The following is a 24,985-nucleotide window of genomic DNA, read 5'->3' as shown; positions in this document are numbered from 1 at the left end:
ATGACCGACAGCACCCCGCGCTACGGCGCGGTGGACGTGCAGTACCTGGACGACGGTGGGGCGCGCGCAGCGCTGGTCGTCGCCGAGGACCCGGCGTTCGCGACACTGGTCGAGGAGCGGACCGTGCTGGTCGAGCAGGTCGCGGAGTACCGGCCAGGGCGGTTCTACGAGCGCGAGCTGCCGCCGCTCCGCCAGGTGCTGGCCGGTGTGGCACCCCTGGACCTGCTGATCGTGGACGGCTACGTGGACCTCGACCCGGCGGGCAGCCCGGGGCTGGGCGCCCACGTGGCCGACGCCGGGCTGGCCCCCGTGGTGCTCGGCGTCGCCAAGACCCGGTTCCACGCCGCGTCGCACGCCGCCGAGGTGCTGCGCGGGCGGTCCGCCAAACCCCTGTACGTCACGGCGTCGGGGATGCCGCTCGACACGGCGGCCGACCTGGTCCGCGAGATGGCCGGCGACGCCCGGTTCCCCACAGCACTGCGCCGGGTGGACCGGCTGGCCCGCGGTGAGGACCCGGTGCGGCCGGCGCCTCGGCACTGACGGGACATCAGGGCTGGAGGAACATCCAGCGGTGCCCCTCCAGGTCCTCCGCCCGGTACGACCGGCCGTACGGCGCCTCCTCGATCTTCGAGAGCACGCCCGCGCCGGCCGCCTGGGCGTGGGCGAGGTGGGCCTCGACGTCGTCCACGTGGACCAGCACGCCGTCGATCACCCAGGGTGTCGACAGCCACGCGTCCGCTGCCCGGCAGTGCTTGCGGTGCTCGGCCGGGCCCTCGTAGGACGCGAGCTCGGAGAGCATCACGCGACCGCCTCCGGCGTCGAGCTCGCCGTGGGAGAGATGTCCGTCGTCGTCCAGCCAGCGTTCCGCCTCGGTGAAGCCGAAGGCCTCGATGAGCCAGTCCATGGCGGACACGCCGTCCTGGTAGGACAGCATGGGGACCACCCCGGTCGGACGGGCGGTGGTGGGTTCGGGCATGACGACCTCCTCGCTCTCGAACAAATGTACGAGTGATTCGGAGATCTGTCGAGCGCTCGGCCCGGTTACACCACCTGGAAGCCGAACAGCTCCACGGCCCACGGGTCCAGGCGGCCGGCGGACGGGCCGCCGTCGTCGGCCCCCTCGATGTTGAAGCCGAAGAACTCACGCAGGGCGTGCTCCCCCAGCTCCAGCGGGTGGAACGGGAGCGCGTAGTCACCCCCGGCCGGGTGCTCGCCCGCCCAGAACGGCTGCTCGAAGGCGAGGCGCTCGCCCGTGTCCTCCAGGACGCCGTCGTCCGGCGAGAGGCTGAGCGAGCGCACGAGCGCGCCGTCCCGCCACACCGCGAAGGCGAACCAGTCCACGACGCTGTGCATCGCGTGCAGGTAGAGGGTGCGGCCCATGCTCGCGTCGACCAGGTGGGCGGGCAGCTGCGAGGGCCGGTCGAGCATGAGGGCCTGGTCGCACAGGACGTCCACCTCGGGGGTCGACAGGGCGCACGCGCGCCCCTCGGGCGGGAACACCGCGTCCCCGAGGTCCCAGGGCTCCTCGCCGTCCGGCCGGATCCGGGCCGGTGGCCACAGCAGGCCGAGCAGCTCGGCCGCGCTCGCCTCGTCGGCGAACTCCGCCGCCCCCGTCAGACCTGTCGCCACGTCTCCGTCCGCGTACACCAGCATCGCGGTCTTGGCACCCATCTCGTCTCCCGCCCTCGGCTGCTACCACTACCCGCGGCGTCCCGCCCCGACGCCGGACACGAGAGTACGGGGACTGGGTGACACCGCCACTCCACTCGCGTGGGCTCGACACACGGCAGACTGAGCACATGCGCATCTACGTGCCCGCCACGCTCGACGAGCTCGACGCCGTCTCCCACTCCACCGCCGCCGCTCGCTGGACGGTCGCGCCCCGCCGGGCCCACGCCGTGACCAAGGAGCTCGAGGCCGCCCTGCCGGACGAGGACGCCGAGGGCCTGGAGTACGTCGCCGCGCTCAACGCCGCCGACGACTCGCTGGCGCTGATCGCCGGCCGCACCGACGCCCCGCACCAGCGCGTGATCATCACGGTCGAGGTCCCGGACGCGGCCGTCGGGCCCGTCCCGGCCGGCGGCGCGGACGACGACGAGCCCGTCGCCTCCGAGGTCCAGGTGACCAGCACGGTCGAGCAGGTGGCGATCGTCTGCGTGCACGTCGACGAGCCGGAGGCCGGCGCCGACATCGCGGACGTGCTCGCCGCCGCCGACGAGGAGAGCGACGCCGAGACGACGGCCGAGGTGGGCGAGGAGTCCGACTCCGCGCTGGACGAGGCCCTGCAGCGCGTCACGGACCGCGACCTGCTCTGGTACGACTGGAGCGAGATCAAGGACGTGCCGCGCGCCTGACCCGGCGTCAGCCCAGGAAGTCGAGCGCTTCCTTGTGCAGCCTGCCGTTCGTCGCCACCGCGTTCCCGCCCCACGGGCCGGGCTTGCCGTCGAGCGAGGTGAAGGTGCCGCCGGCCTCGGTGACGATCGGCACGAGCGCGGCCATGTCGTAGACCTCGAGCTCGGGCTCCGCCGCGATGTCGACGGCGCCGTCGGCGACCAGCATGTACGACCAGAAGTCGCCGTACCCGCGGGTGCGCGCGCACGCCCGGGTGAGGTCGAGGAACCCGTCCAGCTTGCCGCGCTCCTCCCAGCCGCCGAGGGACGCGTAGCTGAACGACGCGTCGGCGACGCGGGAGATGCCGGAGACCGACATCCGCGACGCGGAGGCCAGCGACTTGCCGGTCCACGCGCCCGAGCCCTTGGCCGCCCACCAGCGCCGGCCCAGGGCGGGTGCGCTGACCAGGCCCACGACGACCTCGTCGCCGTCGGCGAGTGCGATGAGCGTGGCCCACACGGGGACGCCGCGCACGAAGTTCTTGGTGCCGTCGATCGGGTCCACGATCCAGCGGCGCGCGCCGCTGCCGGCCGAGCCGTACTCCTCTCCCACGATCGCGTCGCGGGTGCGGGCCCGGGCGAGCTGGCCCCGGATGAAGTCCTCGGCCGCGCGGTCGGCGTCGGATACGGGTGTCAGGTCCGGCTTGGTCTCCACCTTGAGGTCGAGCGCCCGGAAGCGGGACATGGTGATGGAATCGACCTGGTCGGCGATCACGTGCGCCAGACGCAGGTCGTCGGCGTAGTTGTCCTTCGTCACGGCGGCCACGGGCACAACCTAGCGCCGGTTGCCATGTTTCCGTCGCCGAGCCGCGCCGGACGGGCGGATTGTTACGCGCAATGCGCCTCGCGCGGGCCGCGGGGCCGCCGCTCAGACCGTCGCGGGCACGAGCTCCCGGACCCGCGTCGCGAGGCCCTCGAACGCGGCCCGCGCGGGCGATCCGGGCGCGCACTCGGCCAGCACCCGCCCCGCCAGCAGTGCGGCGTCGAGCCCGGCCGGGTCGTCCGGCACGAGGTGTGCGTCTCCCACTCCCCCGTAGCGCGCGAGGGCGTCGCGCACCTGGGCCTCGGCCCGGCGCCCGACGGCGGAGACCCGCACCCGGTTCACGACCACCACGCGTGCCGCCGGGACGGGCACCGCGGCGTCCCGCAGGTCCTCCAGGCCGCGCACCAGCCGCTGCAGCCCCACGGGGTCGGCGCTGCCGACCACCACGACGACGTCCGCGGCCTGGAGCGCGCTCAGGGTCGCACCGTTGCGCTGGGGTGCGCGCGTGTCGTACATGAGCAGCTCGTCGGCCTCGAGCACCGGGCCGCAGTCGACCACGGTCCAGGCCGCGAGCTCGCGGCAACGCTGGAACACCACGTCGAGCGAGCTGGCGGGCAGCTCGGGCCAGCGGGACGCCCGGGTGATGCCGGTCAGGACGCGCACCCCCGGCAGCACCACCGGGGCGTGCCCGGCCAGCGTCCGCACGTCGAGCAGCCCCTGGCCGGCCGCGCGGGCGGCGGCGGCCAGGCCAGGCGCGTCGTCGAGGAGGCCGAGGCGGGAGGTCACCGAGGAGGCGTAGGTGTCGGCGTCGGCCAGCACGACCGTGCTCGCACCGTGCGTCGGGAGCGCCGGCCGCGGCCGGCGCAGCAGGCCGGAGCGGCGCGACATGGTGGCACCTACGCCCGCGAGGGCAGCGGCGAGCTCGATGGCGGTGGTGGTGCGGCCGGGCGAGCCGGCCGGACCCCAGACGGCGACGAGCGTGCCGGGCCGGGTACCGTCGTCGGGAACGGCGGCTGGGGCGACACCCGCCGCGCGGCCGTCGTCGTTGGCCGAGCCGTCGCCGCGGACCGCGGCGACGAGGTTCTCCGCGTCCCCGCCCGCGACCACCACGTCACAGCCGAGGCCCGCGAGCCGGGCGGCGGGCGTGGCCGGGTCCTCGACCACGACGACCCGCAGGCCCGCGCCCCGCAGCCGCGCCACCGCGTCCCGGTCCAGGCCGGGCAGGTCTCCGGAGACGACGGCGGCCGTGCCGGCACCCGCCTCGGCCGCGGCCAGGAGCTCGGCGAGCTCCGCGCACCGCCGGGAGACGGTCGTCCGCGGCTGCGCGGCGAGCACGGTCACCACCGCCGCCTCGTCCTCGGGCGACTGCACCGCGACCAGGACGGTGACGGTCCGCTCCTCGCTCACCGGACGCCGCCCGCCACGGGCACGACGGCGACGGTGCCGGCGTCGGAGAGCGCGGCCAGCACGGTCGGAAGGACGTCCTCCGGGACCAGTACGTGCAGCGTCACCGTGCCGTCCACGACGATCGCGCCGTCCTGCGCGTCCACCTGCTCGACCACCACGTCCTCCGCCAGCGTGGCCGGCTCCGGCCGGGCCGCGCCCGCCTCGGGCGAGACCGGCGCGTCGGGCACGAACCACAGGTCCACCACGACACCGGCCCGGATCCGGTCGGACAGCCCCGAGGTCACGGGGACGGCGACCGAGCGGACGGCGGCGTCCGCGCCGAGTGCCGTCAGCGGCACCAGCTCGCCGTCGTCCACCACGCGGAGCACCACCAGGTCCGCCGGCAACGGCTCGGCGGCGGACAGGTAGCGGCTCGCGCCGGACCCGAGCCGGACGTCGACCGTACGGAGCGAGTCGGCAGTCAGGGGCGCACCGGGCGTGAGGGCGCCGTCGGCCACGAAGACCGGCGTGGTGCGGCTCGCCGCCGAGACCACCCAGGAGCCGCAGGCGACGGACAGCGCGACGATGACGAGCCCGGTCACGAGCCGCGGGTCGCGCCAGCCAGGCCTGCGCAGCCTGGTCGCGACCGGCTCGGGGAGGCCCTGGTCCCGGACTACGGTCGCCGGGGCGGCCGGGGCATACGTCATCTCGGTCCTTCCGCGTACTTTGGTGGACTTTGGGTAGGGCGTCGAGTACAAGTTGAACCCTGAACCCGCGTGGAATGACGCACAGCCTGGGCAGAGCGCCGGAACCATAGTGATCGAACGCCGCCGATCCGGCATCAGATAAACACTTCTTGTGGATAACCCCCTCATGTCGGTGTCTCGTGCCACACTGTTCCCATGGAAAAGCGCTTTCTCTCTCTGGCGGACGTGGTGGAGACCCTCAACATCTCGATGGCCCAGGGCTATGCACTCGTTCGCACCGGCGACCTTCCCGCCATCCAGGTGGGGCCCAAGAAGGTCTGGCGCGTCGAGGCAGCCGAGCTCGAGTCGTACATCGAGCGTATGTACGCAAAGAGCCGTGAGCGGCTCAAGGGATCTGCGGCCGCTGACGGCTGAGCAGACGGCTGAAAAGCCGCGTCGTACACCGACGGGACCGGCACACTCCATACGGGGTGAGACCGGTCCCGCTGTCCATTTCCGGGCATTCCAGTCGGTTTAGGGTGCCTCGCTCACGACCAGCAGGGCGGTGAAGGGAACCAGCCGGGTTCCGCGACCGTCGAGCAGGTCGACGTCCAGGTGATCGCGGCCGACGCGCGCGATCCGGCCCGCCCACACCCCGCTCAGGGTGCGCACGGCGACCCGGGCCCTGTCCCGCTGCAGGCTGCGCAGCACCGGCCCCAGCCCGTGGGAGTCCCGCCGCGACGTCGCGGACGTCGCCTGTCGGGCCAGGCCGTGGACCGCCGCCACCGCGGCCAGCGGTACGAGGTGCTGGCTCGCCGGCTCCGGCCGGAGTCCCTGGAGCAGCACCCATTCGTCCGCCGCCTCGAGCAGGACGCCGCGCAACGGTGCGCCGTCGAGCAGCTCGACCGTCACCACCGCGCCGACGACGGCGCGGAACCTGTCGGCGAGCGTCATCGTCGCGTGCTCGGCGCGCGTCAGCTCGGACACGAGCGCGTCGGCCTCCGCCACCGCCTGCGCCCGCGCCTGCGCCTCGAGATCACTGAAGAGCGCCTCCCAGCGCGTGGGGCCGGACGGGCGCACGGATGTCATGGAGACACCCTGCGCCATCCACAGGCATCTCGCCCTCCGGTGGACACCCTCCTGGCATCCCTGTTGAATAACGAACGCCGGGCGGCATCAAACGACATCACCGATACCGTCCGTGCTCGTAATGTCTGAAACCGCATCGCAGCAGGGGGAACCATGTTGACGCACGCCCTTGAGCACGCACCGGCCGCCGACCGCCACGACGATGGCGGGAGGCCGTCGCACGCGGGCCGCCCACCGGACGGCTCCCCGGCCTCGGCCTCGGACACGGCGACCGGAGGCGCCTGGAGAGGGCTCCTCGGGCTGCTCGCCGTCGGGACGGCACTCGTCGCGGCGTCCGGCGTGCTCGGCACGCGCACGTGGCAGGTGGGGTCCGGCCTCGGCGCGGCGCTGTTCCCGGTGGAGGACATCGTCGAGTTGGCGGCCGTCGCCGTCGGGACCGTGGTGGCCGGCTGGACGGGTGTGCACGCGCTGCTCGCGCTGGCCTGCATCCTCGCGGACCGGCGCGGCAGGCGCTGGGCGTCGGCCGAACGCGCCGTGGCCCGCCACGCGCCGGCCGTGGTGCGGCGCCTCGCCCGGGTCGCCGCCGGTGCCGGACTCGGGCTGGCACTCACCGCGCCGACGGCGATGGCCCTGCCCACCGGCGCGGTCCCCGCCGCGGACGCGGGGCCCGCGGTCGTGCTCGACCTCGGCTGGCGGCCGACGAGCACGGTGAGCGAGGAGCCGACGGGCCGGCCGGGCCGGTCGGTCGCCTCGGACGCCGGACCCGCGCCCGAGCGGGCGTCGCTGGTCGACCGGGGCCGGCGCACGGGAGCTGGCGGGGAACCCCTGGTGGTGGTCGAGGCAGGCGACACGCTGTGGGCCCTCGCGGCCGACCAGCTCGTCGCCGACCAGCTCGTCGCCGACCAGCTCGTCGCCGACCTGCCGCCCGGCGACGACGGGCCGTCCCGCGGCTCTGCGCCGTCCGACGCCGAGATCGCCGAAGCCGTCGTCCGGTGGCACGACGCCAACCGCCAGGTGCTGGGCCCTGACCCGGACCTGATCCGGCCGGGCACGGTACTGCACCGGCCCTGAGCGTCGTCGCCCACCCGTACCAGCACCCGCCCCCAGGAGATCCCGGATGACCACGCTCGACAGTCCACCAGAGGCCACCACTCCCGTGCCGGAGCCCGCCGCGCCGGCCCGCACCCGCCGCACCACCCCGCGCCCGGCGGCCGGGGCGACGGCCCCGCCCACCCAGCGCCCCGCCGTGCCGCCGGCCGGACCGGTCACCGGGCCCGGCATCGGCAAGCGGCTGCGCCGCATGCGGATCGGCGGCACGCCGTACCCCGAGCTGCAGAACGCGGCGGCGGCGCTGGAGGCACTGTCGGGGCGGCCGGTGCCCGAGCCCGATCCCACCCTGCCCGACCCCACCGCGCAGGTCTGTCGCGTGGTCCGCGCCGCGGTCGAGGTGCTGCGCGGAGAGCGCCCCGCCGCGCAGCTCGCCCGCTGGGTGACGCCGCAGGTCTACGACCAGCTGCTGGAGCGGGGCCGGCTCATGCGGGAGGCCCGGCAGGTGCGGCCGCCGCGGCCCAAGGCGCACCCGGCCGCGGTGCGGCGCGTGCGGCTGGTCCGGCTGGGCGCCACGTCCGCCGAGGCGACGGTGATCCTGCACGACGAGGGGCGGGTGCGCGCCGCGGCGGTGCGGCTGGAGGCGCGGCGCGGGGTGTGGCGCGTCGCGGTCCTCGAGATCGGCTGAACGGGTGGCTACACCCACTCCACGACGAGGTCCGCCGCGTCCCGGGTGGTGGCGATGAGGTCCGCGTTGCGCTGGTCGGAGCCGCGGGCCCACGCCTCGGCGTCGGACAGGGGCTTGCCGAACGCGTGGTGGCGCGCGACGAGACGCCGCAGGCGCTCGGCCTCGGGCAGGTCGACGTACCAGACCTCCGCCATGCGGGTGCGGGCGGCGGGCCAGGCGCCGTCGGCCGCGAGGAGGTAGTTGCCCTCGGTGATCACCAGGGGCTCGTCGGCGACGACGGTGCCCGCTGCCACCGGCTCCTCGATCTCGCGGCGGAACTCCGGCGCGAAGACCTGCGGGCTGCCCGGCCGGCGGCCCGCGATCCGGCCGATCAGCGCGGCGTAGCCGGCATCGTCGAAGGTGTCGATCGCGCCCTTGCGCGCGCGGCTGCCGCGGGCCTCCAGCACGGCGTTGGACAGGTGGAAGCCGTCCATCCCGACCACCACGGCAGTGTCGGGCGGCAGGCTGTCGACGAGGGCGGCGGCCAGGGTCGACTTCCCCGCGCCCGGCGGGCCGGTGATGCCGAGCACCCGCGCCTCGCCCGCACGGACGGCGGCGTCGGCGAGCCGTGCCGCGCGCTCGACGAGCTCGGCGGTGGTCAGGCGCACGCCGCGTACTCCAGCCAGGACCTCGGGCCCACGTGCTGCACCCGGATGGACGCCACCCGGATCGCCTCCTGGACCGCCGACTCCAGGCCGGCACCCCGGGCGAGCGCCACGCACAGGGCGCCGTGGAACGCGTCGCCCGCGCCAAGGGTGTCCCGCACCTCGACGTTCGGCACATAGGTCGAGCCGTGCCGCCCGTCCTTGTCCTGCCAGGTCACGGGCGCGGAGCCGTGCGTCGTGACGACGGCCCGGGATGCGGCGGTGCCGTCGGGAGCGCGGAAGTCCGCGGACCGGGCGGCCACGTCGGCCGCGCCGAGCAGGTCCGCGAAGACCGGGCGCCAGCGTCCGGCGTCGAGCACGATCAGCGGGCGGGGCTCGAGGGCGACGGCGTACGCGAGCACGCTCCGCGCCAGGTCGGGGTGGTGCCCGTCGAGCAGGACGACGGCGGGCCGCGGCAGGGCGTCGAGCTCCACGCACGTCACGTCGAGGCCGTTGGTGAGCGTGGCGTCCGGTGAGACGACCGACCGGTCACCGGTGACGTCGTCGACCATCACGGCCGACACGGCGATGGGGATCTCCCGGCCGCCTGCCGTGTCGTGGATCTCGACCCCGTGGTGCTCCAGGTCACCCCGGGCGGCCGAACCCACCGGTCCGGTGCCCATCGCGCTGATCAGGAGCGCACGCGCCCCGAGCGTCGCCGCGATGACCGCGGCGTTCGCCGCGGGGCCACCCGCGGAGACGTCCTGGCGGACGGCGGTGATCTTCTCGTTGGGTCCCGGCCGGACGGCGCTGCGGTGGATCACATCGAGCGTCGTCAGACCTGCGAACCAGCAGGTCACCGGGGGTTTTTGCGGAGATTCGGCGGCGATGTCGCGCATGGGGCAGAGGCTACCTTTGAAACTGGGTGTCAGAGACCGGGCGTACTGTCCGAACATGACGACGACGGAGCCGACCATACCGCCGACGCCGCCCCCTTCCGTGTGGCGTGACCTCCTCCTGGACCAGCTCTCGTTCTACTGGGACTTCCACCTGTGGCCCCGCCTGGAGGGGCTCACCGACACCGAGTACCTGTGGGAGCCCACGTCGCCGGCGTGGAGCGTGCGCGCCGGGGCCGACGGGGTGCCCCGGCTCGAGCAGGAGGTACCCGAGCCGGAGGTCCCGCCGGTGACCACGATCGCCTGGCGCATGGTGCACGTCGGCCGCGACGTGTTCGGGCGGCGCGCCCGGGCCCTGTTCGGCCCGACGGACGCGCCGCCCGACGCCGACATGTTCGACGCTCGCCACTGGCCCGAGGCCCCGGTCACGGCCGCCGAGGGCCTGGCCATGCTCGAGGAGGGCTACCGGTCGTGGCAGGCCGGCATCGCCGCTCTGGACGACGAGTCGCTGCTGCGCCCGATCGGCCCCAAGGGCCTCGCGTACGCCGAGTTCCCGATGGCGGCGCTGGTGACCCATCTCGGTCGCGAGGCCATGGCGCACGGCGGCGAGATCTGCCTGCTGCGCGACCTGTACCGGGCTCAGTACGCGCCGTCCGCGTCGGCCACGGCGGGATAGGCCCGCTCCGCGAAGACGCGCAGCGCGTCCCGCACGAACGTCGCGCCCTCCGTGCCGCCGTAGTTCGCGGCGAACCGGTCGTCCGCCACGTACATGTCGGCCAGGCCCAGCAGGTACCCGCGGTCGGGCAGCGGCTGGGCCGCGCCCGGCGTGCCCGGCACGGACACGAGCCACTCGGCATGGCGTGCGGCCAGGGCCTGCGCCTCGTCCGAGGCCGGGTCGGTCCCGGCAACGGCGGCGTCGGCCCAGTCCTTGCTGAGTGCCGCGACCCGCCCCTTCCACTCCTGCTGCTCCTGCGGGGTGAGCCCGCGCCACCACGCGTCGCTCTTCCGGTACGCGTCGTGTCCCCAGCGCTCGGTGACCTCCTCCTCGTACTGCGTGTGGTCGAAACCGTCGAACATGTCCTTCGCCATGATGTTCCCCTCCTGGGTGTCCGGGTCCTTCTCGAGATCCGCGACGGTCCGTTCGACCGAGGCGATCTGCCGGGCCAGCCGGCCCTGCTCCGCCCGCAGCGACACGAGGTGCGTACGCAGCGCCTGCGCCTCGTCCCGCTGGGCGTCGAGCACCTCGGCGATGGCGCCGAGGCCGAGCCCGAGATCCCGCAGCAGCAGGATCCGCTGCAGCCGCACCAGTGCGGTGCGGTCGTAGCGGCGTGGGCCGGCGTCCGTCGTGCGGACCGCGGGCAGCAGGCCGACGGCGTCGTAGTGCCGCAGCGTCCGGCTCGTGACGCCGGTCAGCCGCGAGATCTCCTGGATGGACCATTGCATGTTCACCACCGTAAAGGTTGACGTCACGTCAACTTCAAGCCCCTTCTTCTGCCGATCAAGATCAGCCAAACAGATGGACCTGTGGAAAACTCACGTCGACTGGCATCCTCGACCAGACTCGGTGCCATGACAGCATCGAGCGAGATCATCCCGGACCACCCCCTGGCCGACGACGCGGCGCTCCTCGCCTTCGCGCACCTCCTGCACGGCGGCATCCGGCCGCGCCGCCGCACGCTGTGGTTCGCCCTGCTCGACGGCGAGCGCCGCCCGCTGCCCGTGCTCGTCCCCGTGGACCTGGTGCCGGAGCTCCCCGACCCGGTCCCCGTGGGCAACCTGGGCAGGGCCTGGCACCAGATCCTGCGGGGCGAGCCGGGCGCGTCGGTGGTGGTCGTGCTGGAACGCCCCGGTCCCGGTGACCCCTCGTTCGAGGACCGGGCCTGGCACACGGCGCTCCGGTCCGCCGCCGCCGAGCAGGGGCTCACGGTCGCCGCGTTCTTCCTCGCCACGGCGGACGGCGTCGCGGCGCTCGCCCCGGAGCAAGCACCTGTTCACGACGACGCCGCGGGCGCTGGACCGGACAGACCTGTGCCCGGGGTCAGGCCCCGATGGCCTCGAGCCGTTCCCACTCGTCGTCGGTGAACAACCGCGAGCGGATGAGAAACCGCACGCCCTCGGGCGCCTCGACGCTGAAGCCGGCGCCGCGGCCCGGCACCACGTCGATCGTCAGGTGCGTGTGCTTCCAGTACTCGAACTGGTTGCGGCTCATCCAGACCGGCACGGTGAACGACCCGGCCTCCGCGGCCGGGATCGCGAGGTCGCCGAGGTGCACGTCCGCGTCCCCGGTGATGAAGTCGCCGTCCGGGTAGCACATGGGCGACGAGCCGTCGCAGCAGCCGCCCGACTGGTGGAACATGAGCTCGCCGTGCTTGTCCCGCAGGCGCACGAGCAGCGCCGCCGCGTCGTCGGTCACGGCGACCCGTGCGACCGGTGACCCGGTCGCGGGAGCCGGGCGAACGTCGTCGGACATGGAACCTCCCAGATCTCGAAGTCGAACCGGACCTCCGGGCGGGAGGCCGGTGACGTACCGGCCCGGCCTCCCGCCCGACGTGGTGCCCCCGCCGGCCTAGAAGAAGCCCTGCTTGCCCGGCGCGTAGCTGACCAGCAGGTTCTTGGTCTGCTGGTAGTGGTCGAGCATCATCTTGTGGTTCTCGCGACCCACACCCGAGCCCTTGTAGCCGCCGAACGCCGCCGCGGCCGGGTAGGCGTGGTAGTTGTTCGTCCACACCCGGCCCGCCTCGATCGCCCGCCCGGCCCGGTACGCGTCCGCCCCGGAGCGCGTCCACACGCCCGCGCCCAGCCCGTAGAGGGTGTCGTTGGCGATCTTGATCGCGTCGTCGAACTCGGCGAACTCGGTGACCGCCACCACGGGCCCGAAGATCTCCTCCTGGAAGATCCGCATCTCGTTCTTGCCCTCGAAGATCGTGGGCGTCACGTAGTAGCCGCCCGCGAGGTCGCCCTCCAGCTCCGCCCGGTGCCCGCCGGTGAGCACCTTGGCGCCCTCCGCCTTGCCGATGTCGAAGTAGCTGAGGATCTTCTCGAGCTGGTCGTTGCTCGCCTGCGCCCCGATCATCGTGTCGGTGTCCAGCGGGTTGCCCTGCTTGATCGCCTCGGTGCGCGCCACGGCGTCGGCCAGGAACGAGCTGTAGATGTCGCTCTGGATGAGCGCGCGCGACGGGCACGTGCACACCTCGCCCTGGTTGAGGGCGAACATCGTGAAGCCCTCCAGCGCCTTGTCGTAGTAGTCGTCGTGCGCCGCGGCGACGTCGCTGAAGAACAGGTTCGGCGACTTGCCGCCCAGCTCCAGCGTCACCGGGATGATGTTCTGCGACGCGTACTGCATGATCAGGCGGCCCGTCGTGGTCTCGCCCGTGAACGCGATCTTGCGGATCCGGGACGAGCTCGCGAGCGGCTTGCCCGCCTCCGCGCCGAACCCGTTGACCACGTTCACGACGCCCGGCGGCAGCAGGTCCGCGATGAGCTCCATGAGGTACAGGATCGACGTCGGCGTCTGCTCCGCCGGCTTGAGCACCACGGCGTTGCCCGCCGCGAGCGCCGGAGCCAGCTTCCAGACCGCCATCAGGATCGGGAAGTTCCACGGGATGATCTGCCCGACGACGCCCAGCGGCTCGTGGAAGTGGTAGGCGATGGTGTCGCCGTCGATCTCGCTGATCGAACCCTCCTGGGCCCGGATCGCGCCCGCGAAGTAGCGGAAGTGGTCGATGGCCAGCGGCAGGTCCGCGTTGAGGGTCTCGCGGACGGGCTTGCCGTTCTCCCAGGTCTCGGCGACGGCCAGCTCCTCGAGGTGCTCCTCCATACGGTCGGCGATCTTGTTCAGGATGATCGCGCGCTCGGTGACCGACGTGCGCCCCCACGCGGGCGCGGCGCCGTGTGCGGCGTCGAGGGCCCGGTCGATGTCGTCGGCGTCGCCGCGGGCGACCTCGGTGAACGTCCGCCCGGTCACGGGGCTGGGGTTCTCGAAGTACTGCCCGTTCGCCGGGGGCACGTACTCGCCGCCGATCCAGTGGTCGTACCGGGGCCGGAAGCTCGCGACGGCACCTTCGGTACCTGGGGCTGCGTACACGGTCATGGTCTGCCTCCTCGCAGGATCTCGCGCCCGCCCCGGGATGCCCGACGGCGGAGCCGCGCCCCGGGAGCACCGGTGCACCCGAGTGCGGCGAGGGTAGGCAGCGGGGCGTTGCATCCCCGTTGCAACCCGAACGTGACCTCGTGGGGGCAAGTCCAGCGGGCGCCGGCACAGATGGACAGATGAGGACAGATCGCCGGGCCGACCGTGCCCGTGCGACGAGCCGACACCGAGGAGAAGCCCCCATGAACCTCGCACCACGCCGCCCCGCACCCGCGGTCCCGCTGCTGGTCCCGCTCGCCGCGGCATTGAGCGTGGTGCTGGCGCTCGCGGGCTGCACCGCGCAGGACGGCGGGTCGGACACCGCCGAGGTGGCGACCGGCCTGCCGGCCCCCGACACGGCCCCCGACGGCGCTCCGGCCGCGGACGCCGCGCGGGCGGAGGCCCTGGGCGACGAGGTGTTCGTCCCGCCCTACCCGGAGCCCTACCCCGAGCCCGGCCCGACCGACCCCGGGGGCGAGGAGTACGACGACTCCCCCGAGTCGCCGTTCCTGGACGTCGCCACGAGCCCGCTGTCCACGTTCTCGTCCGACGTCGACACGGCGTCATACTCGAACCTGCGCCGTCAGGTGAACCAGGGCGTGGCACCCGAGGGGGTGCGCATCGAGGAGCTGGTCAACTACTTCGACTACGACTACGACGCGCCCGCCGCCGGGGCCGAGCACCCCTTCTCGGTGACGACCGAGGTGGCGCGGGCCCCGTGGAACCCGGAGCACCAGCTCGCGATGGTGGGCGTGCAGGCCACCCAGGCGCTGCCGACGTCGGAAGGCAACAACATCGTCTTCCTGCTGGACGTGTCCGGGTCCATGGACGAGCCGAACAAGCTGCCGCTGCTGGCGGAGTCGTTCGCACTGCTCGTGGAGCAGCTCGACGAGCGCGACCGCGTGTCGATCGTGACGTACGCGGGCGACAACCGGGTGGTCGCCGACTCGGTGCCCGGCTCGGAGCACGGCGTGCTGGTGGACCACCTGCGGTCGCTGCGGGCCGGCGGGTCGACGGGTGGCGCGGCCGGCCTGACCACGGCGTACGAGCTGGCCGAGAAGAACTTCGTCGAGGGCGGCAACAACCGGGTGATCCTGGCGACCGACGGCGACTTCAACGTGGGGCCGTCCACGCCCCACGAGCTCACGACGCTGGTCGAGGCGGAGCGGGCGTCCGGCGTGTACGTGTCGGTGCTGGGCTTCGGCATGTACAACCTGAAGGACAGCATGATGGAGGCGATCGCGGACCACGGGAACGGCAACTACGCGTACATCGACACGCTGGCCGAGGCGCGCAAGGTGCTGGTGGATGAGTTCGGCTCGACGATGTTCGTCGTCGCCCAGGACCTGAAGCTGCAGGTCGAGCTGAACCCGGCCGCCGTCGGCTCGTACCGGCTGATCGGATACGACAACCGGCGCCTTGCGGACGAGGACTTCGACGACGACACGAAGGACGCGGGCGATGTGGGCGCGGGGCACTCCGTGACGGCGTTCTACGAGCTCGTCCCTGCCGGTTCGGACGGCGGCGCGGGAGCCACGAAGGCCACGAGCGACGACTTCATGACGGTGCACGTGCGGTACAAGTCGCCGGACGGCGGGCCGTCCGCCGCGAGCACCGAGGTGGCGTTCCCGGTCGGCGCCGCCGCGTACACGACGACGCCGTCCGCGGACTTCGCCTTCGCTTCGGCGGTCGCGGAGCTCGGGCTGATCGCCACGGGCTCGGAGTACCGGGCCGAGGCGAACCTCGACGGGGCCCGCACCCGGGCGGCGGGTGCGCTGGGCGCCGACCCGTACGGGCTGCGGGCGGAGTTCGTCGACCTGGTCGACGCCTACCGCGAGATGGGGTGAGGGTGGGGTGATCTCGACCCAGGACCGCATCTGTCACCCGGCGCGCTTTCGACAAGACCCGATCGAAAGACATACAGAATGCGCTGGAGATAGTTTTACCACCGACGAACCGTCCGGGAATTTTCAACCGGATGTGGTCAATGCCGAATTCGAATCCGCACCGGCCGCGCACTCCCGGGGAATGATGCCGGACGCCGATCTTCGCACTTTCGGTCCCCGAGGTCGTTCTCGAGGTGGACCGTGCGCTCCGGGCGGCCGGCAAACCGCGGGGCGGTCAGGAGCCGTCGCGCGACGTGAGGATCGTCCGGTTGCCGAGCGGCTCGCGAGAGTCGAGTGCGCGCTGCGCGCCCTGCGACTGCTGGACCATGTCGACGGCGACGCGCAGGTCCTCCACGGCCCAGTCGAGCGAGGTCTCGATGTGGGTGGCCTGGGCGAGCAGGGTGCGGGCCTGCGTGACCGACGTGGGCGGGGCGTCGGTCAGCCGCTGGGCCCCGGCCTGGCGCGCCTCGGCGAGCGCCTGGGCGAGCACGTCGCGCGTGGCCGGGTCCGCGACCTGGCCCTCCGAGCCCTCGTAGACCCGCTCGGCCGTCTCGAGGACGGCAGCAAGGTCGTGCGACCGGGCCGAGGTGCTGGTGACCTGGCTGTCGATCTGGGTGGTCAGGGTGAGGATGCGGCCGGTCTCCTCGGCGCGGGCGGACATGGACCACAGCGTGACGGCGACCGCCAGACACGTGACGATCGCGGCGCCGAAGGTCCACCGGCGGCGGCCACGCGCGCCGACGAGGTCGAGGCCGGCGTCGAGTTCGAGCAGCGGCGGCGCGGGAGTGTCGAGCGCGGGCAGGTTCGCGAGCTCGATCGCGGGCAGTGCACGGCTCGGACTGTCTCCGACCTGTTCATCAGTTCCAGACATCTGCGATTCCGGTCTAGCTAAAGCGACGGTGTTCAACTCTTCCCCCAAAGAGAGTCCTCATGAAAACTATCTGTCGGACGCGAAGCCCGTTTAACTACCGGTGCGATTGACGCTAAGACTACTTTCCGCGTCACGCGCGGCGAGACCGTAATGCGTCTGTGATCTGTGGAAAACCCTCCTGGAACGGTGGAAAACTTGGGGATCACGGTGGACAACTTGTTGATGAACTTGGTCCGATGCCTACACTGGCGTGGTTCGACGACGGCGTCGGGACAGGGTGAGGGGCAGCATGCAGCAGGTGCCACACCGGGACGCGCGCTGGGTTCGCGCGGCATATGAGAGCTTCGTCGGTTCCGCCGGCTTGCTGGAGCCCGACGGGATCGACCCGATCGTCGCGGCGTCGTGGCAGCGGAGCCTGCGCAACGGTGTGGACCCCGACCGGCCGAGCGCGGTCACGGTCGCGGCGTCGGGCGAGCTGGACGAGTACCGCAGCGCCCATCCCCTGGCCGGCGCGATGCCGCTGGTGCGCGACCTGGTGGGCGGGGCGACGGGCGACGGCCTGGTGGTCGCGGTGTCCGACGACGTCGGCCGCCTCCTGTGGGTCGAGGGCCGCGGGCAGGTGCGCTCCGCCGTGGACGGCGTCGGCTTCGTCGAGGGTGCGCTCTGGCGCGAGGACTCGGTCGGTACCAACGCGCCCGGCACCGCGCTGGCCGCGCGCCGCCCCGTCCAGGTGCTCGGCGCCGAGCACTTCGCGCGCCCGGTCCAGCGGCTGAGCTGCACCGCGGCCCCGGTGCACGACCCGGCGGGCGGCATCATCGGCGTCCTCGACCTGACCGGGGGCAGCGCCGCCGGGTCGCACGTCGCCCGCGCCCTGGTGCGCGCCACGGTCGCCATGGTCGAGCGCGAGCTCGCGCTGCGGGCCAGGGGCGCTGCGGACGGCGGGCACGCGCCCTGGGCGCGCGACGTCGCCCCGGACGGGGACGCCAGGACGGCGGGCGGCGCTTCCGACCGCGCACCCGACCTGCACCTGCTCGGCGCGCCGACGCTGCGCGGCCGCCGGCTCTCCCTGCGGCACGCCGAGATCCTGCTGCTGCTCACCGAGCGGCCGCGCGGTCTCAGCGCCGAGGAGCTCGCCGTGCTGCTGCACCCGGGCGACCTGTCGCTGGTGACCGTCCGAGCGGAGATCTCCCGCCTGCGCCGGGTGGCCGACGGCGTGCTCGACGGCCCGCTGCTCGCCGGGTCCCGCCCCTACCGGCTCGCCCGGATGCTCCGGTCCGACGTCGACACGGTGCGCTCCCGGCTGCGCCGCGGTGACGTGCGCGGCGCTCTCTCGGCATACCCCGAGCCGCTGCTGCGCCGCTCGGTCGCGCCCGGCGTGGAGCGGCTGCGCGAGGAGCTGGAGGCGGAGGTCCGGGCGGGGGTGCACACCTGCGACGACGCCGTCGCCGTCGAGCAGTGGACCGCCCGCGACGAGGGCGCGGACGACCACACGGCCTGGACCCGCCTGGTGCGGCTGGCCGAGCCCGGCGGACCGCAGGCCGCCCGTGCCCGGGCCCACCTGGGCGTGCTGGAGCGACGGCTGTCCTGAGCAGCACCGCACCGGGATCATCCGGAGCCCGGCCCGTGTTCCTAGACTCGACAGTGCACGCTCATCGAGGAGGAACCATGCCCGCTCCCATCGACCCGTCGGACAAGATCGCGCAGTACGCCCACCCCGAACGGCTCGTGAGCACGGCGTGGCTGGCCGAGCACCTCAAGGACCCGGACATCGTCGTGGTCGAGTCCGACGAGGACGTGCTGCTCTACGAGACCGGGCACATCCCCGGCGCGGTCAAGGTCGACTGGCACACCGAGCTGCAGCACCCGCAGGTCCGCGACTACCTCGACGGCGCCGCGTTCGCCGCACTGATGGGCGCCAAGGGCATCACGCGCGACACGACGATCGTGCTGTACGGCGACAAGAACAACTGGTGGGCCGCGTACACGGCGTGGGTGTTCACGCTGTTCGGGCACCAGGACGTGCGCCTGCTCGACGGCGGCCGCGGGCTGTGGAGCGCCGAGGGCCGCGAGCTCACCACGGACGTGCCCGCGCCCGCCCCGGTCGAGTACCCCGTGGTCGAGCGCGACGACACGACGATCCGCGCCTTCCGCGACGACGTGCTGGCGCACCTGGGCACCGGCCCGCTCGTCGACATCCGCTCGCCGCAGGAGTACACCGGCGAGCGCATCGCCATCCCGGACTACCCCGAGGAGGGGGTGCTGCGCGGCGGCCACATCCCGACGGCGCGCAACGTCCCGTGGGCCACGGCCGTGGCCGAGGACGGTACCTACAGGACGCGCGCGGAGCTCGACGCGATCTACACCTCGGGCCTGGGCCTCGACCCGGCCGGCGCCGTGATCACGTACTGCCGCATCGGCGAGCGCTCCAGCCACACCTGGTTCGCGCTCACCTACCTGCTCGGCTACAGAGGCGTGCGCAACTACGACGGCTCGTGGACCGAGTGGGGCAACGCCGTGCGCGTCCCGGTCGCGACGGGCTCCGAGCCGGGCACGGTCTGACGGCGTCCGCGACTGAGGCGTTCAGCCGCGGCCGAACGTCTCAGTCACGCCCGAAGGCCTTGCGCAGCTCGTCCTTCGCGCGTTCCAGCACGTCGCGCCGGCCGGCGTCGAGGTCCTTGCCCGCGCGGTTGAGGTAGAAGGTCAGCATCGACATCGCCGACCGGTACGGGGAGCTCTTCCGCCGGTCGCTCGACTCGGCCGACTTCTTGAGGGACCGGGCGATCCGCGCGGGATCGTCCCAGGTGAACACGCCCTCCTCCAGGTCCAGGGCGTCGCTGCCCTCGGTGACGTCCTGCGACCAGCGGTCCGGGCCGCCGCCGGACCCCTTGTTCCCGGCCATACGGCCACGCTACGACGCCGTCGGGCCAATCGCCCGGGCCGTGCCCCGCGGCTCGCCCCGGCCGCCACGACGGTGAAAGGATGAACGGATGAGCACCAACGACGTCGACCTGCCCGAGGCCCTTGCCGAGCTGCGGGACGCCTTCCTGGAGACGCCCGAGCGGGACCGGCTCCAGCTCCTGCTGGAGGTCTCGCGCGAGCTGCCGCCGCTGCCGGAGAAGTACGCGGACGCGCCCGAGCGGCTCGAGCGCGTCCAGGAGTGCCAGTCCCCCGTGTACGCGTTCGCCGAGGTGGACGACGCCGGGGTGGTCACCTTCCACGCCAGCGCACCGGAGGAGGCGCCCACCACGCGTGGGTTCGCCTCGATCCTGGCGCAGGGCCTGACGGGGCTGACGGCGCAGCAGGTGCTGGACGTGCCCGAGGACTACCCGCTGCAGCTCGGCCTGACCAAGGTCGTGAGCCTGCTGCGCCTGAACGGCATGGCAGGCATGCTCACCCGCGCCAAGCGCCAGGTCCGCGAACAGCTCGCGGCCACACCAGCCTGACCCGGTCCACGAGCCGCCGTCGTGACGTCGGCAGTTGGCATCGAGATCGGCACAGGCCTGTGCCGATCTCGATGCCAACTGCCGAACTCGCAGGCGACTGCCGAACTCGGCCTGGCGAGCTGCCGAACTCAGCCGCCGGGCTCAGGCCTCGCCGCCGCCGAAGCGCTCGCGGTAGGCGTCCAGGTCGTCGTCGCTGATCTTGGCGAACAGCACCGGCGGGACGGTGAAGGCCGTCCCGGCCGGCACGGCGTCGAGCGACGTCGCGGCCTGCGGGGTGACCCAGGTCGCGGTGTCGCCGTCGAGGGCGAACACGGCGCGGAGGGTCGCCGCCGTCTGCGGGACGAACGGCTCGGAGACCACCGCGTACAGGTGGATCAGGTTCATCGCGGTGCGCAGCGAGACCGCCGCCGCCTCCGGGTCGACCTTGACCTGCTTCCACGGCTCCTTCTCGACCAGGTAGGCGTTGCCGGCCGACCACAGCGCGCGCAGGGAGTTCGCGGCCTTGCGGTACTGGAGGGCCTCCAGGTGCCCTTCGTACTCGGCCAGCAGCCGGGACACCTCCGCGCCGAGCTTCTCCTCGGCCTCGCCCGGCTCGCCGCCCGCGGGAACGGTCTCACCGAACCGCTTGGCGGAGAACGTCAGCACCCGGTTGACGAAGTTGCCCAGCGTGTCGGCCAGGTCCTTGTTCACCGTGCCGGTGAAGTGCTCCCAGGTGAACGACGAGTCGTCGGACTCCGGGGCGTTCGCGATCAGGTACCAGCGCCAGTAGTCGGCCGGCAGGATCTCCAGCGCGGCGTCGGTGAAGACGCCCCGCTTCTGCGACGTCGAGAACTTGCCGCCGTAGTAGGTGAGCCAGCTGAAGCCCTTGACGTAGTCGACCATGGTCCACGGCTCACGGACGCCGAGCTGCGTGGCGGGGAACATCACCGTGTGGAACGGGACGTTGTCCTTGGCCATGAACTGCGTGTAGCGCACGTCGTCCGCCTCGTACCACCAGGACTTCCAGTCCCGGGTCTCGCCCGCGGGGGCGGCGTCCGCCCACTCCTGGGTGGAGCCGATGTACTCGATCGGGGCGTCGAACCAGACGTAGAAGACCTTGCCGTCGGCCGCGAGCTCGGGCCAGGTGTCGGCCGGGACGGGCACGCCCCACTCCAGGTCGCGCGTGATCGCGCGGTCGTGCAGGCCCTCGGAGAGCCACTTGCGGGCGATCGACGTCGACAGCAGCGGCCAGTCCTTGCTGTTCGCGTCGATCCACGACTCGACCTCGGCCTGCAGCTTGGACTGCAGCAGGAACAGGTGCTTGGTCTCGCGCACCTCGAGGTCGGTCGAGCCGCTGATCGCCGAGCGCGGGTCGATCAGGTCCGTGGGGTCCAGCACGCGGGTGCAGTTCTCGCACTGGTCGCCGCGCGCCCGGTCGTACCCGCAGTGGGGGCACGTGCCCTCGACGTAGCGGTCGGGCAGGAACCGGCCGTCGACCGGCGAGTACACCTGCCGGATCGCCCGCTCCTCGATGAAGCCGTGCTCGTTCAGGCGCCGCGCGAAGTGCTGCGTGGTCTCGGCGTTCTGCGTCGAGGAGCTGCGCCCGAAGTGGTCGAACGACAGCCCGAAGCCGTCGTAGATCTTCTTCTGCGTCTCGTGCGCGCCCGCGCAGAACTCCGCGACGGGCAGGCCCGCCTCGGCCGCCGCCAGCTCGGCCGGCGTGCCGTGCTCGTCGGTGGCGCAGATGTAGAGCACGTCGTGGCCGCGCTGGCGCAGGTACCGCGCGTAGACGTCGGCCGGGAGCATCGACCCGACCATGTTCCCCAGGTGCTTGATGCCGTTGATGTACGGAAGCGCACTGGTGACAAGGTGGCGAGCCATCGCTGGATGCTCCGATTCTGAGGTCTGGATCTCGTGGCCGGACGGGTCGTCCGGCGGGCTCGCGGAGCGAGCCACGGCCCAGCCTAGATCCCCGCGCTGCCGGGGGTGCCATCGCAACCACGGTGTGAGCCGACGGCGGCGGTGACGCGGGCGATCCGCGCCACCGCCTCGGCCAGCCGGTCGGGCGGGTTCGCGGCGTACCCGATCACCAGACCGGGTGGCCCGTCGCCCACCCGGTGGACCGACAGGGGGTGCACCCGGACCCCGGCCGCGGCGGCGCGGCGGGCCACGGCGGCGTCGTCGACGTGGCCCGGCAGGGTGACCAGCAGGTGCAGGCCGGCGGCCACGCCGTGGGCCGTGGCGCCGGGCAGGTGCGCCGCCAGCGCGGCCAGGAGGGCGTCCCGCCGGGCACGGTGCCGGCGTCGGACCTGACGCAGGTGCCGCTCGAAACCGCCCGAGGTGATGAAGTGCGCCAGGGCGAGCTGGGGCAGCGCCGGGCTGGCGAGGTCGGTCCAGTACCGGGCCTCGACCAGCTCGGACCGGAGCGCGGCGGGCGCCAGCAGCCAGCCGATCCGGATCCCCGGCGCGAGCGTCTTGGACACGCTGCCCAGGTGCACCACGTGGTCGGGCGCGAGGGCGCGCAGCGCGGGGACCGGCGGTCGGTCGTACCGGTGCTCGGCGTCGTAGTCGTCCTCGATCACGAGCCGGCCCGGCGTCCCGTCCGGACCCGTCGCCGCTCCGGACCGCGCCCAGGCGACCAGCGCGCGCCGCCGGTCGGGCGCGAGCACCACACCCGTGGGGAACTGGTGCGCGGGGGTGACCAGGACGACGTCGACCCCCGACCGGTCCAGCGCCGCGACGTCGAGCCCGTGCCGGTCCACCGGGACGGGTACGGGTGCGAGGTCCCAGCGGCGCAGGTGCTCGCGCGCGCCGTAGGAGCCCGGATCCTCGAACCCGATCCGGGTGGTGCCGCGCACGACGAGCGCCCGGGCGAGCAGCATCAGGCCCTGGGAGACGCCGTTGACCACCAGGATGTCGTCCGGGTGCGCGCGCAGGCCCCGGGTGCGCGCGAGCCAGCCGGCGAGCGCCTCCCGGAGCGCGGGCAGGCCGCGCGGGTCGCCGTAGCCGAGGTCGCTCGACGCGAGGCCGTCCAGGGCGGCGCGCTCGGCACGGGCCCAGGCGGCGCGCGGGAACGCGGACAGGTCGGGCAGGCCGGGTGCGAGGTCGATCAGGTCGGCCCCGGTGGCATCAGGCGCGCCCGGAGCCGCCGGCGCGAACGCGCCGGGCAGGGCTCCCGCGAGGCCCGACGACGGCGGGCGGGCCGCCGTGGCGGTGCCGGCCGCGGCGGTCGGCATCCCGGAGCCGGGGGCCGGGGCCCAGGCGGCACGGACCGTCGTCCCGCCGCCGTGCCGGCCGGCGAGCAGGCCCTCGTCGGCCAGGCGCCGGTAGGCGTCGACCACCACGCCGCGGGAGCAGCCGAGCTGGTCGGCGAGCACCCGCGTGGCGGGGAGCCGGTCGCCCGGGACCAGGCGGCCGTCGGACACCGCCCCGCGTACCGCCTCGGCGAGCCAGGCGGTCAGCCCGCCGGCCGGGGCATGGGCGGGGTCGAGCTGAAGGAAGTCGGCTCCGGCCATCTTGGTCCCCTCGATCTCCGTGATCTTGGCTCTGTCAGATATACCAAAGCGGGGGCAGGCTCGCGGACATGACGACCAGCACCCGCACGGCACCACACGCCGGCACCGCCCCCGAGCCGGGCAGTCCTGACGGCCTCCGAACCGACCAGCACCGTTCCGCCTGGACCGGCCCGCTCTTCGCCGCGCTCGGCATGTCGCTGGTGGGCAGCCAGGTGGCGGTCTCGGGCGTGCTCGCCGACGCGCCGCTGTTCGCGGTGCAGGCCGTCCGCTACACGCTGGCGGCCCTGGTGCTGGCGGTGGTGCTGCGGCTGACCGGCCGGGCGCTGCCCGCACCCCGCGGCCGGGAGTGGGCCTGGCTCGCGGGTGTGGCGCTGAGCGGGCTGGTGCTGTTCAACGTGGGGGTGGTCCGCGGCGTCGCACATGCCGAGCCCGCGGTGATCGGGGTGGCGGTCGCCGCCGTGCCCGTGCTCCTCGCCCTGGTGGGGCCGCTCCTGGGCGGATCCCGGCCGACGCCGGCCGTGGTGGGCGCCGCCGCGGTGGTGACCCTGGGCGCCGTCCTGGTCACCGGCGGCGGACGCACGGACGCGGCGGGAGTCGGCTACGCGCTGCTCACCCTGGTCTGCGAGGCCGGGTTCACGCTGCTGGCCGTCCCCGTGCTGGGCCGGCTCGGGCCGCACGGCGTCTCGCTGCACGCCGTCTGGATCGCGGCCGTGGCGCTCTGGGTGCTCAGCGTGGCGGTCGAGGGGCCGGGCGCCGTGCTGACCCTGCGGGCCGAGCACCTGCCGGCCACGCTGCACCTCGCGCTGGGCGTCACGGTCGTGGCGTTCCTGCTCTGGTACACCGCGGTCGGCCGGATCGGTCCGGGACGGGCCGGGCTGTTCACCGGCGTCGTCCCCGTGGCGTCGGCCGTGGGCGGCGTGGCGCTCGGCGGGCCGGTGCCCGGGCCGGCCGTCTGGCTGGGTGTCGCGGTCGTGGTGGCGGGCGTCGCGCTCGGGATGCTCAGGCCGGCTGGGGGTCCCGGCCCAGCAGCCGCAGGGCGTCGGTCCACGGGTCGGAACCGGTCGCGGTGAGCGGGGCCGCGAACACGCCCGGCGTCCCGCCGGGGCGGGCGGCGATCGGGCCGGCGCTCTCGAGCACGAAGGCGACGGTGGCGTCGTCGGGCCGGTAGGTGGTGCCGAGCGCCGTGGCGACGTCCCAGGCGTGCACCGCGGTGTCGAGCAGCTGCATCCCGAGGGCGAGCGTCGCCGAGACCTGGGCGTCGAACTCGGCCAGGTGGACGGGGGCGTCCGGTTGCGCGCGCACGGACGCCTCGCGGAGCGCCGTCGCGGACGCCTCCCACGCGTCGACGGCGCCGGCCGGCGTCACCTCCGGACCGGCGTAGAGCGCGACGTCGGCGTTGCCGTCGCCGAGGGCGGCCGCGAAACCGTGGTTCTGGCCGATCATGTGCGACAGCAGGGCGGCGAGGTCCCACTCGTCGCACGGTGTCGCGATGTCGAGCGGGCCCAGGGCGGCCCGCTCGACGAGGCTGGTGGTGTCGGCGAGGGCGGCGTGGTGCAGGGTGAGCATCTCCGAATAAGTAAGCATAAGTAGACGA

At 73.6% G+C, this 24,985-nt stretch carries 28 protein-coding genes; 12 read left to right on the top strand and 16 right to left on the bottom strand.

Annotated features, from left to right (window positions below):
- On the top strand, positions 1 to 540 hold the full coding sequence (locus tag ACIPN7_RS26025) for an endonuclease V (RefSeq protein WP_400549429.1): 540 nt from the start codon (positions 1 to 3) through the stop codon (positions 538 to 540).
- Between the two features lie 7 nt (positions 541 to 547).
- On the opposite strand, the gene ACIPN7_RS26020 is transcribed toward ACIPN7_RS26025, so the two are convergent.
- Positions 548 to 976: a VOC family protein gene (locus ACIPN7_RS26020; RefSeq protein WP_400549427.1), complete on the bottom strand. Its 429-nt coding sequence runs from the start codon at positions 974 to 976 to the stop codon at positions 548 to 550.
- A gap of 65 nt (positions 977 to 1,041) precedes the next feature.
- Positions 1,042 to 1,671 (bottom strand): DUF6928 family protein, encoded by a 630-nt coding sequence (locus tag ACIPN7_RS26015; protein ID WP_400549425.1) that lies wholly within the window; start codon positions 1,669 to 1,671, stop codon positions 1,042 to 1,044.
- 128 nt (positions 1,672 to 1,799) lie between these two features.
- Between ACIPN7_RS26015 and ACIPN7_RS26010 the strand changes: the two genes are divergently transcribed.
- Positions 1,800 to 2,354 (top strand): DUF6912 family protein, encoded by a 555-nt coding sequence (locus ACIPN7_RS26010; RefSeq protein ID WP_400549423.1) that lies wholly within the window; start codon positions 1,800 to 1,802, stop codon positions 2,352 to 2,354.
- Between the two features lie 7 nt (positions 2,355 to 2,361).
- On the opposite strand, the gene hisN is transcribed toward ACIPN7_RS26010, so the two are convergent.
- The 3 genes from hisN to ACIPN7_RS25995 all read right to left on the bottom strand — a co-directional run bounded on the left by hisN (position 2,362) and on the right by ACIPN7_RS25995 (position 5,246).
- Positions 2,362 to 3,162 carry a histidinol-phosphatase gene (gene hisN, locus ACIPN7_RS26005; protein ID WP_400549422.1) on the bottom strand — a complete coding sequence of 267 codons (801 nt, stop codon included), beginning with the start codon at positions 3,160 to 3,162 and terminating at the stop codon, positions 2,362 to 2,364.
- A gap of 96 nt (positions 3,163 to 3,258) precedes the next feature.
- Positions 3,259 to 4,560 carry a hypothetical protein gene (locus ACIPN7_RS26000; RefSeq protein WP_400549420.1) on the bottom strand — a complete coding sequence of 434 codons (1,302 nt, stop codon included), beginning with the start codon at positions 4,558 to 4,560 and terminating at the stop codon, positions 3,259 to 3,261.
- Positions 4,557 to 5,246: a hypothetical protein gene (locus ACIPN7_RS25995; RefSeq protein WP_400549418.1), complete on the bottom strand. Its 690-nt coding sequence runs from the start codon at positions 5,244 to 5,246 to the stop codon at positions 4,557 to 4,559. Before ACIPN7_RS25995 ends, ACIPN7_RS26000 begins: the two co-directional genes overlap by 4 nt.
- 195 nt (positions 5,247 to 5,441) lie before the next feature.
- On the opposite strand from ACIPN7_RS25995, the gene ACIPN7_RS25990 reads away from it, so the two are divergent.
- Positions 5,442 to 5,660, top strand: a complete 219-nt coding sequence (locus ACIPN7_RS25990; RefSeq protein WP_020016485.1) for an AlpA family transcriptional regulator — start codon at positions 5,442 to 5,444, stop codon at positions 5,658 to 5,660.
- A 99-nt stretch (positions 5,661 to 5,759) separates the two neighbouring features.
- Here ACIPN7_RS25990 and ACIPN7_RS25985 read toward each other — a convergent pair whose 3' ends face one another.
- Entirely contained in the window at positions 5,760 to 6,314 is a 555-nt protein-coding gene (locus tag ACIPN7_RS25985; RefSeq protein ID WP_400549416.1) for a hypothetical protein, read from the bottom strand.
- A gap of 153 nt (positions 6,315 to 6,467) precedes the next feature.
- Between ACIPN7_RS25985 and ACIPN7_RS25980 the strand changes: the two genes are divergently transcribed.
- Both ACIPN7_RS25980 and ACIPN7_RS25975 read left to right on the top strand, forming a co-directional pair.
- On the top strand, positions 6,468 to 7,385 hold the full coding sequence (locus ACIPN7_RS25980) for a hypothetical protein (RefSeq protein ID WP_400549414.1): 918 nt from the start codon (positions 6,468 to 6,470) through the stop codon (positions 7,383 to 7,385).
- Positions 7,386 to 7,431: 46 nt separating this feature from the next.
- Positions 7,432 to 8,049, top strand: a complete 618-nt coding sequence (locus ACIPN7_RS25975) for an Rv3235 family protein (protein WP_400549412.1) — start codon at positions 7,432 to 7,434, stop codon at positions 8,047 to 8,049.
- An 8-nt stretch (positions 8,050 to 8,057) separates the two neighbouring features.
- On the opposite strand, the gene ACIPN7_RS25970 is transcribed toward ACIPN7_RS25975, so the two are convergent.
- Both ACIPN7_RS25970 and ACIPN7_RS25965 read right to left on the bottom strand, forming a co-directional pair.
- Positions 8,058 to 8,696 carry a nucleoside/nucleotide kinase family protein gene (locus ACIPN7_RS25970; protein ID WP_400549410.1) on the bottom strand — a complete coding sequence of 213 codons (639 nt, stop codon included), beginning with the start codon at positions 8,694 to 8,696 and terminating at the stop codon, positions 8,058 to 8,060.
- On the bottom strand, positions 8,687 to 9,571 hold the full coding sequence (locus ACIPN7_RS25965) for a PfkB family carbohydrate kinase (RefSeq protein WP_400549408.1): 885 nt from the start codon (positions 9,569 to 9,571) through the stop codon (positions 8,687 to 8,689). Before ACIPN7_RS25965 ends, ACIPN7_RS25970 begins: the two co-directional genes overlap by 10 nt.
- A gap of 55 nt (positions 9,572 to 9,626) precedes the next feature.
- On the opposite strand from ACIPN7_RS25965, the gene ACIPN7_RS25960 reads away from it, so the two are divergent.
- Positions 9,627 to 10,244 (top strand): DinB family protein, encoded by a 618-nt coding sequence (locus ACIPN7_RS25960; protein ID WP_400549406.1) that lies wholly within the window; start codon positions 9,627 to 9,629, stop codon positions 10,242 to 10,244.
- Here the strand turns inward: ACIPN7_RS25960 and ACIPN7_RS25955 are convergent.
- Entirely contained in the window at positions 10,208 to 11,011 is an 804-nt protein-coding gene (locus tag ACIPN7_RS25955; protein ID WP_400549404.1) for a MerR family transcriptional regulator, read from the bottom strand. The two genes, ACIPN7_RS25960 and ACIPN7_RS25955, sit on opposite strands and share 37 nt — an antisense overlap.
- 126 nt (positions 11,012 to 11,137) lie before the next feature.
- On the opposite strand from ACIPN7_RS25955, the gene ACIPN7_RS25950 reads away from it, so the two are divergent.
- A complete protein-coding gene (locus tag ACIPN7_RS25950) occupies positions 11,138 to 11,650 on the top strand; it encodes a hypothetical protein (protein WP_400549402.1) in 513 nt (170 codons plus the stop codon).
- Here the strand turns inward: ACIPN7_RS25950 and ACIPN7_RS25945 are convergent.
- Entirely contained in the window at positions 11,607 to 12,038 is a 432-nt protein-coding gene (locus tag ACIPN7_RS25945) for a DUF779 domain-containing protein (RefSeq protein ID WP_400549400.1), read from the bottom strand. The genes ACIPN7_RS25950 and ACIPN7_RS25945 overlap by 44 nt on opposite strands.
- Before the next feature lie 96 nt (positions 12,039 to 12,134).
- The gene (locus ACIPN7_RS25940) at positions 12,135 to 13,658 is read right to left on the bottom strand and encodes an aldehyde dehydrogenase family protein (protein ID WP_400549398.1); all 1,524 of its coding nucleotides are present in this window, start codon (positions 13,656 to 13,658) and stop codon (positions 12,135 to 12,137) included.
- Positions 13,659 to 13,900: 242 nt separating this feature from the next.
- Here ACIPN7_RS25940 and ACIPN7_RS25935 point away from each other — a divergent pair, with 242 nt between their 5' ends.
- Positions 13,901 to 15,544 carry a von Willebrand factor type A domain-containing protein gene (locus ACIPN7_RS25935; protein ID WP_400549396.1) on the top strand — a complete coding sequence of 548 codons (1,644 nt, stop codon included), beginning with the start codon at positions 13,901 to 13,903 and terminating at the stop codon, positions 15,542 to 15,544.
- Between the two features lie 274 nt (positions 15,545 to 15,818).
- On the opposite strand, the gene ACIPN7_RS25930 is transcribed toward ACIPN7_RS25935, so the two are convergent.
- Entirely contained in the window at positions 15,819 to 16,454 is a 636-nt protein-coding gene (locus ACIPN7_RS25930; protein ID WP_400549394.1) for a hypothetical protein, read from the bottom strand.
- A 289-nt stretch (positions 16,455 to 16,743) separates the two neighbouring features.
- Here ACIPN7_RS25930 and ACIPN7_RS25925 point away from each other — a divergent pair, with 289 nt between their 5' ends.
- Together ACIPN7_RS25925 and ACIPN7_RS25920 are read left to right on the top strand one after the other, a co-directional pair.
- Positions 16,744 to 18,042, top strand: a complete 1,299-nt coding sequence (locus ACIPN7_RS25925; protein ID WP_400549392.1) for a transcriptional regulator — start codon at positions 16,744 to 16,746, stop codon at positions 18,040 to 18,042.
- Between the two features lie 77 nt (positions 18,043 to 18,119).
- Entirely contained in the window at positions 18,120 to 19,013 is an 894-nt protein-coding gene (locus tag ACIPN7_RS25920) for a sulfurtransferase (RefSeq protein WP_400549390.1), read from the top strand.
- A gap of 40 nt (positions 19,014 to 19,053) precedes the next feature.
- On the opposite strand, the gene ACIPN7_RS25915 is transcribed toward ACIPN7_RS25920, so the two are convergent.
- Positions 19,054 to 19,353, bottom strand: a complete 300-nt coding sequence (locus ACIPN7_RS25915) for a DUF3175 domain-containing protein (protein WP_400549388.1) — start codon at positions 19,351 to 19,353, stop codon at positions 19,054 to 19,056.
- Positions 19,354 to 19,441: 88 nt separating this feature from the next.
- Here ACIPN7_RS25915 and ACIPN7_RS25910 point away from each other — a divergent pair, with 88 nt between their 5' ends.
- Positions 19,442 to 19,897, top strand: coding sequence for a SufE family protein (locus ACIPN7_RS25910; RefSeq protein WP_400549386.1), 456 nt, complete (start codon positions 19,442 to 19,444; stop codon positions 19,895 to 19,897).
- Between the two features lie 141 nt (positions 19,898 to 20,038).
- Here ACIPN7_RS25910 and metG read toward each other — a convergent pair whose 3' ends face one another.
- Positions 20,039 to 21,757: a methionine--tRNA ligase gene (gene metG, locus ACIPN7_RS25905; RefSeq protein WP_400549384.1), complete on the bottom strand. Its 1,719-nt coding sequence runs from the start codon at positions 21,755 to 21,757 to the stop codon at positions 20,039 to 20,041.
- Positions 21,758 to 21,840: 83 nt separating this feature from the next.
- Positions 21,841 to 23,391 carry a PLP-dependent aminotransferase family protein gene (locus ACIPN7_RS25900; protein WP_400549382.1) on the bottom strand — a complete coding sequence of 517 codons (1,551 nt, stop codon included), beginning with the start codon at positions 23,389 to 23,391 and terminating at the stop codon, positions 21,841 to 21,843.
- 68 nt (positions 23,392 to 23,459) lie between these two features.
- On the opposite strand from ACIPN7_RS25900, the gene ACIPN7_RS25895 reads away from it, so the two are divergent.
- Positions 23,460 to 24,461, top strand: coding sequence for a DMT family transporter (locus ACIPN7_RS25895; RefSeq protein WP_400549380.1), 1,002 nt, complete (start codon positions 23,460 to 23,462; stop codon positions 24,459 to 24,461).
- Here ACIPN7_RS25895 and ACIPN7_RS25890 read toward each other — a convergent pair.
- Positions 24,391 to 24,975 (bottom strand): TIGR03086 family metal-binding protein, encoded by a 585-nt coding sequence (locus ACIPN7_RS25890; protein WP_400549378.1) that lies wholly within the window; start codon positions 24,973 to 24,975, stop codon positions 24,391 to 24,393. The genes ACIPN7_RS25895 and ACIPN7_RS25890 overlap by 71 nt on opposite strands.
- Positions 24,976 to 24,985 lie beyond the last annotated feature (10 nt).

Source organism: Promicromonospora sp. NPDC090134 (assembly GCF_044746965.1).
Taxonomy (GTDB): Bacteria; Actinomycetota; Actinomycetes; order Actinomycetales; family Cellulomonadaceae; genus Promicromonospora.
This window is presented reverse-complemented; position numbering and strand designations above follow the sequence as displayed.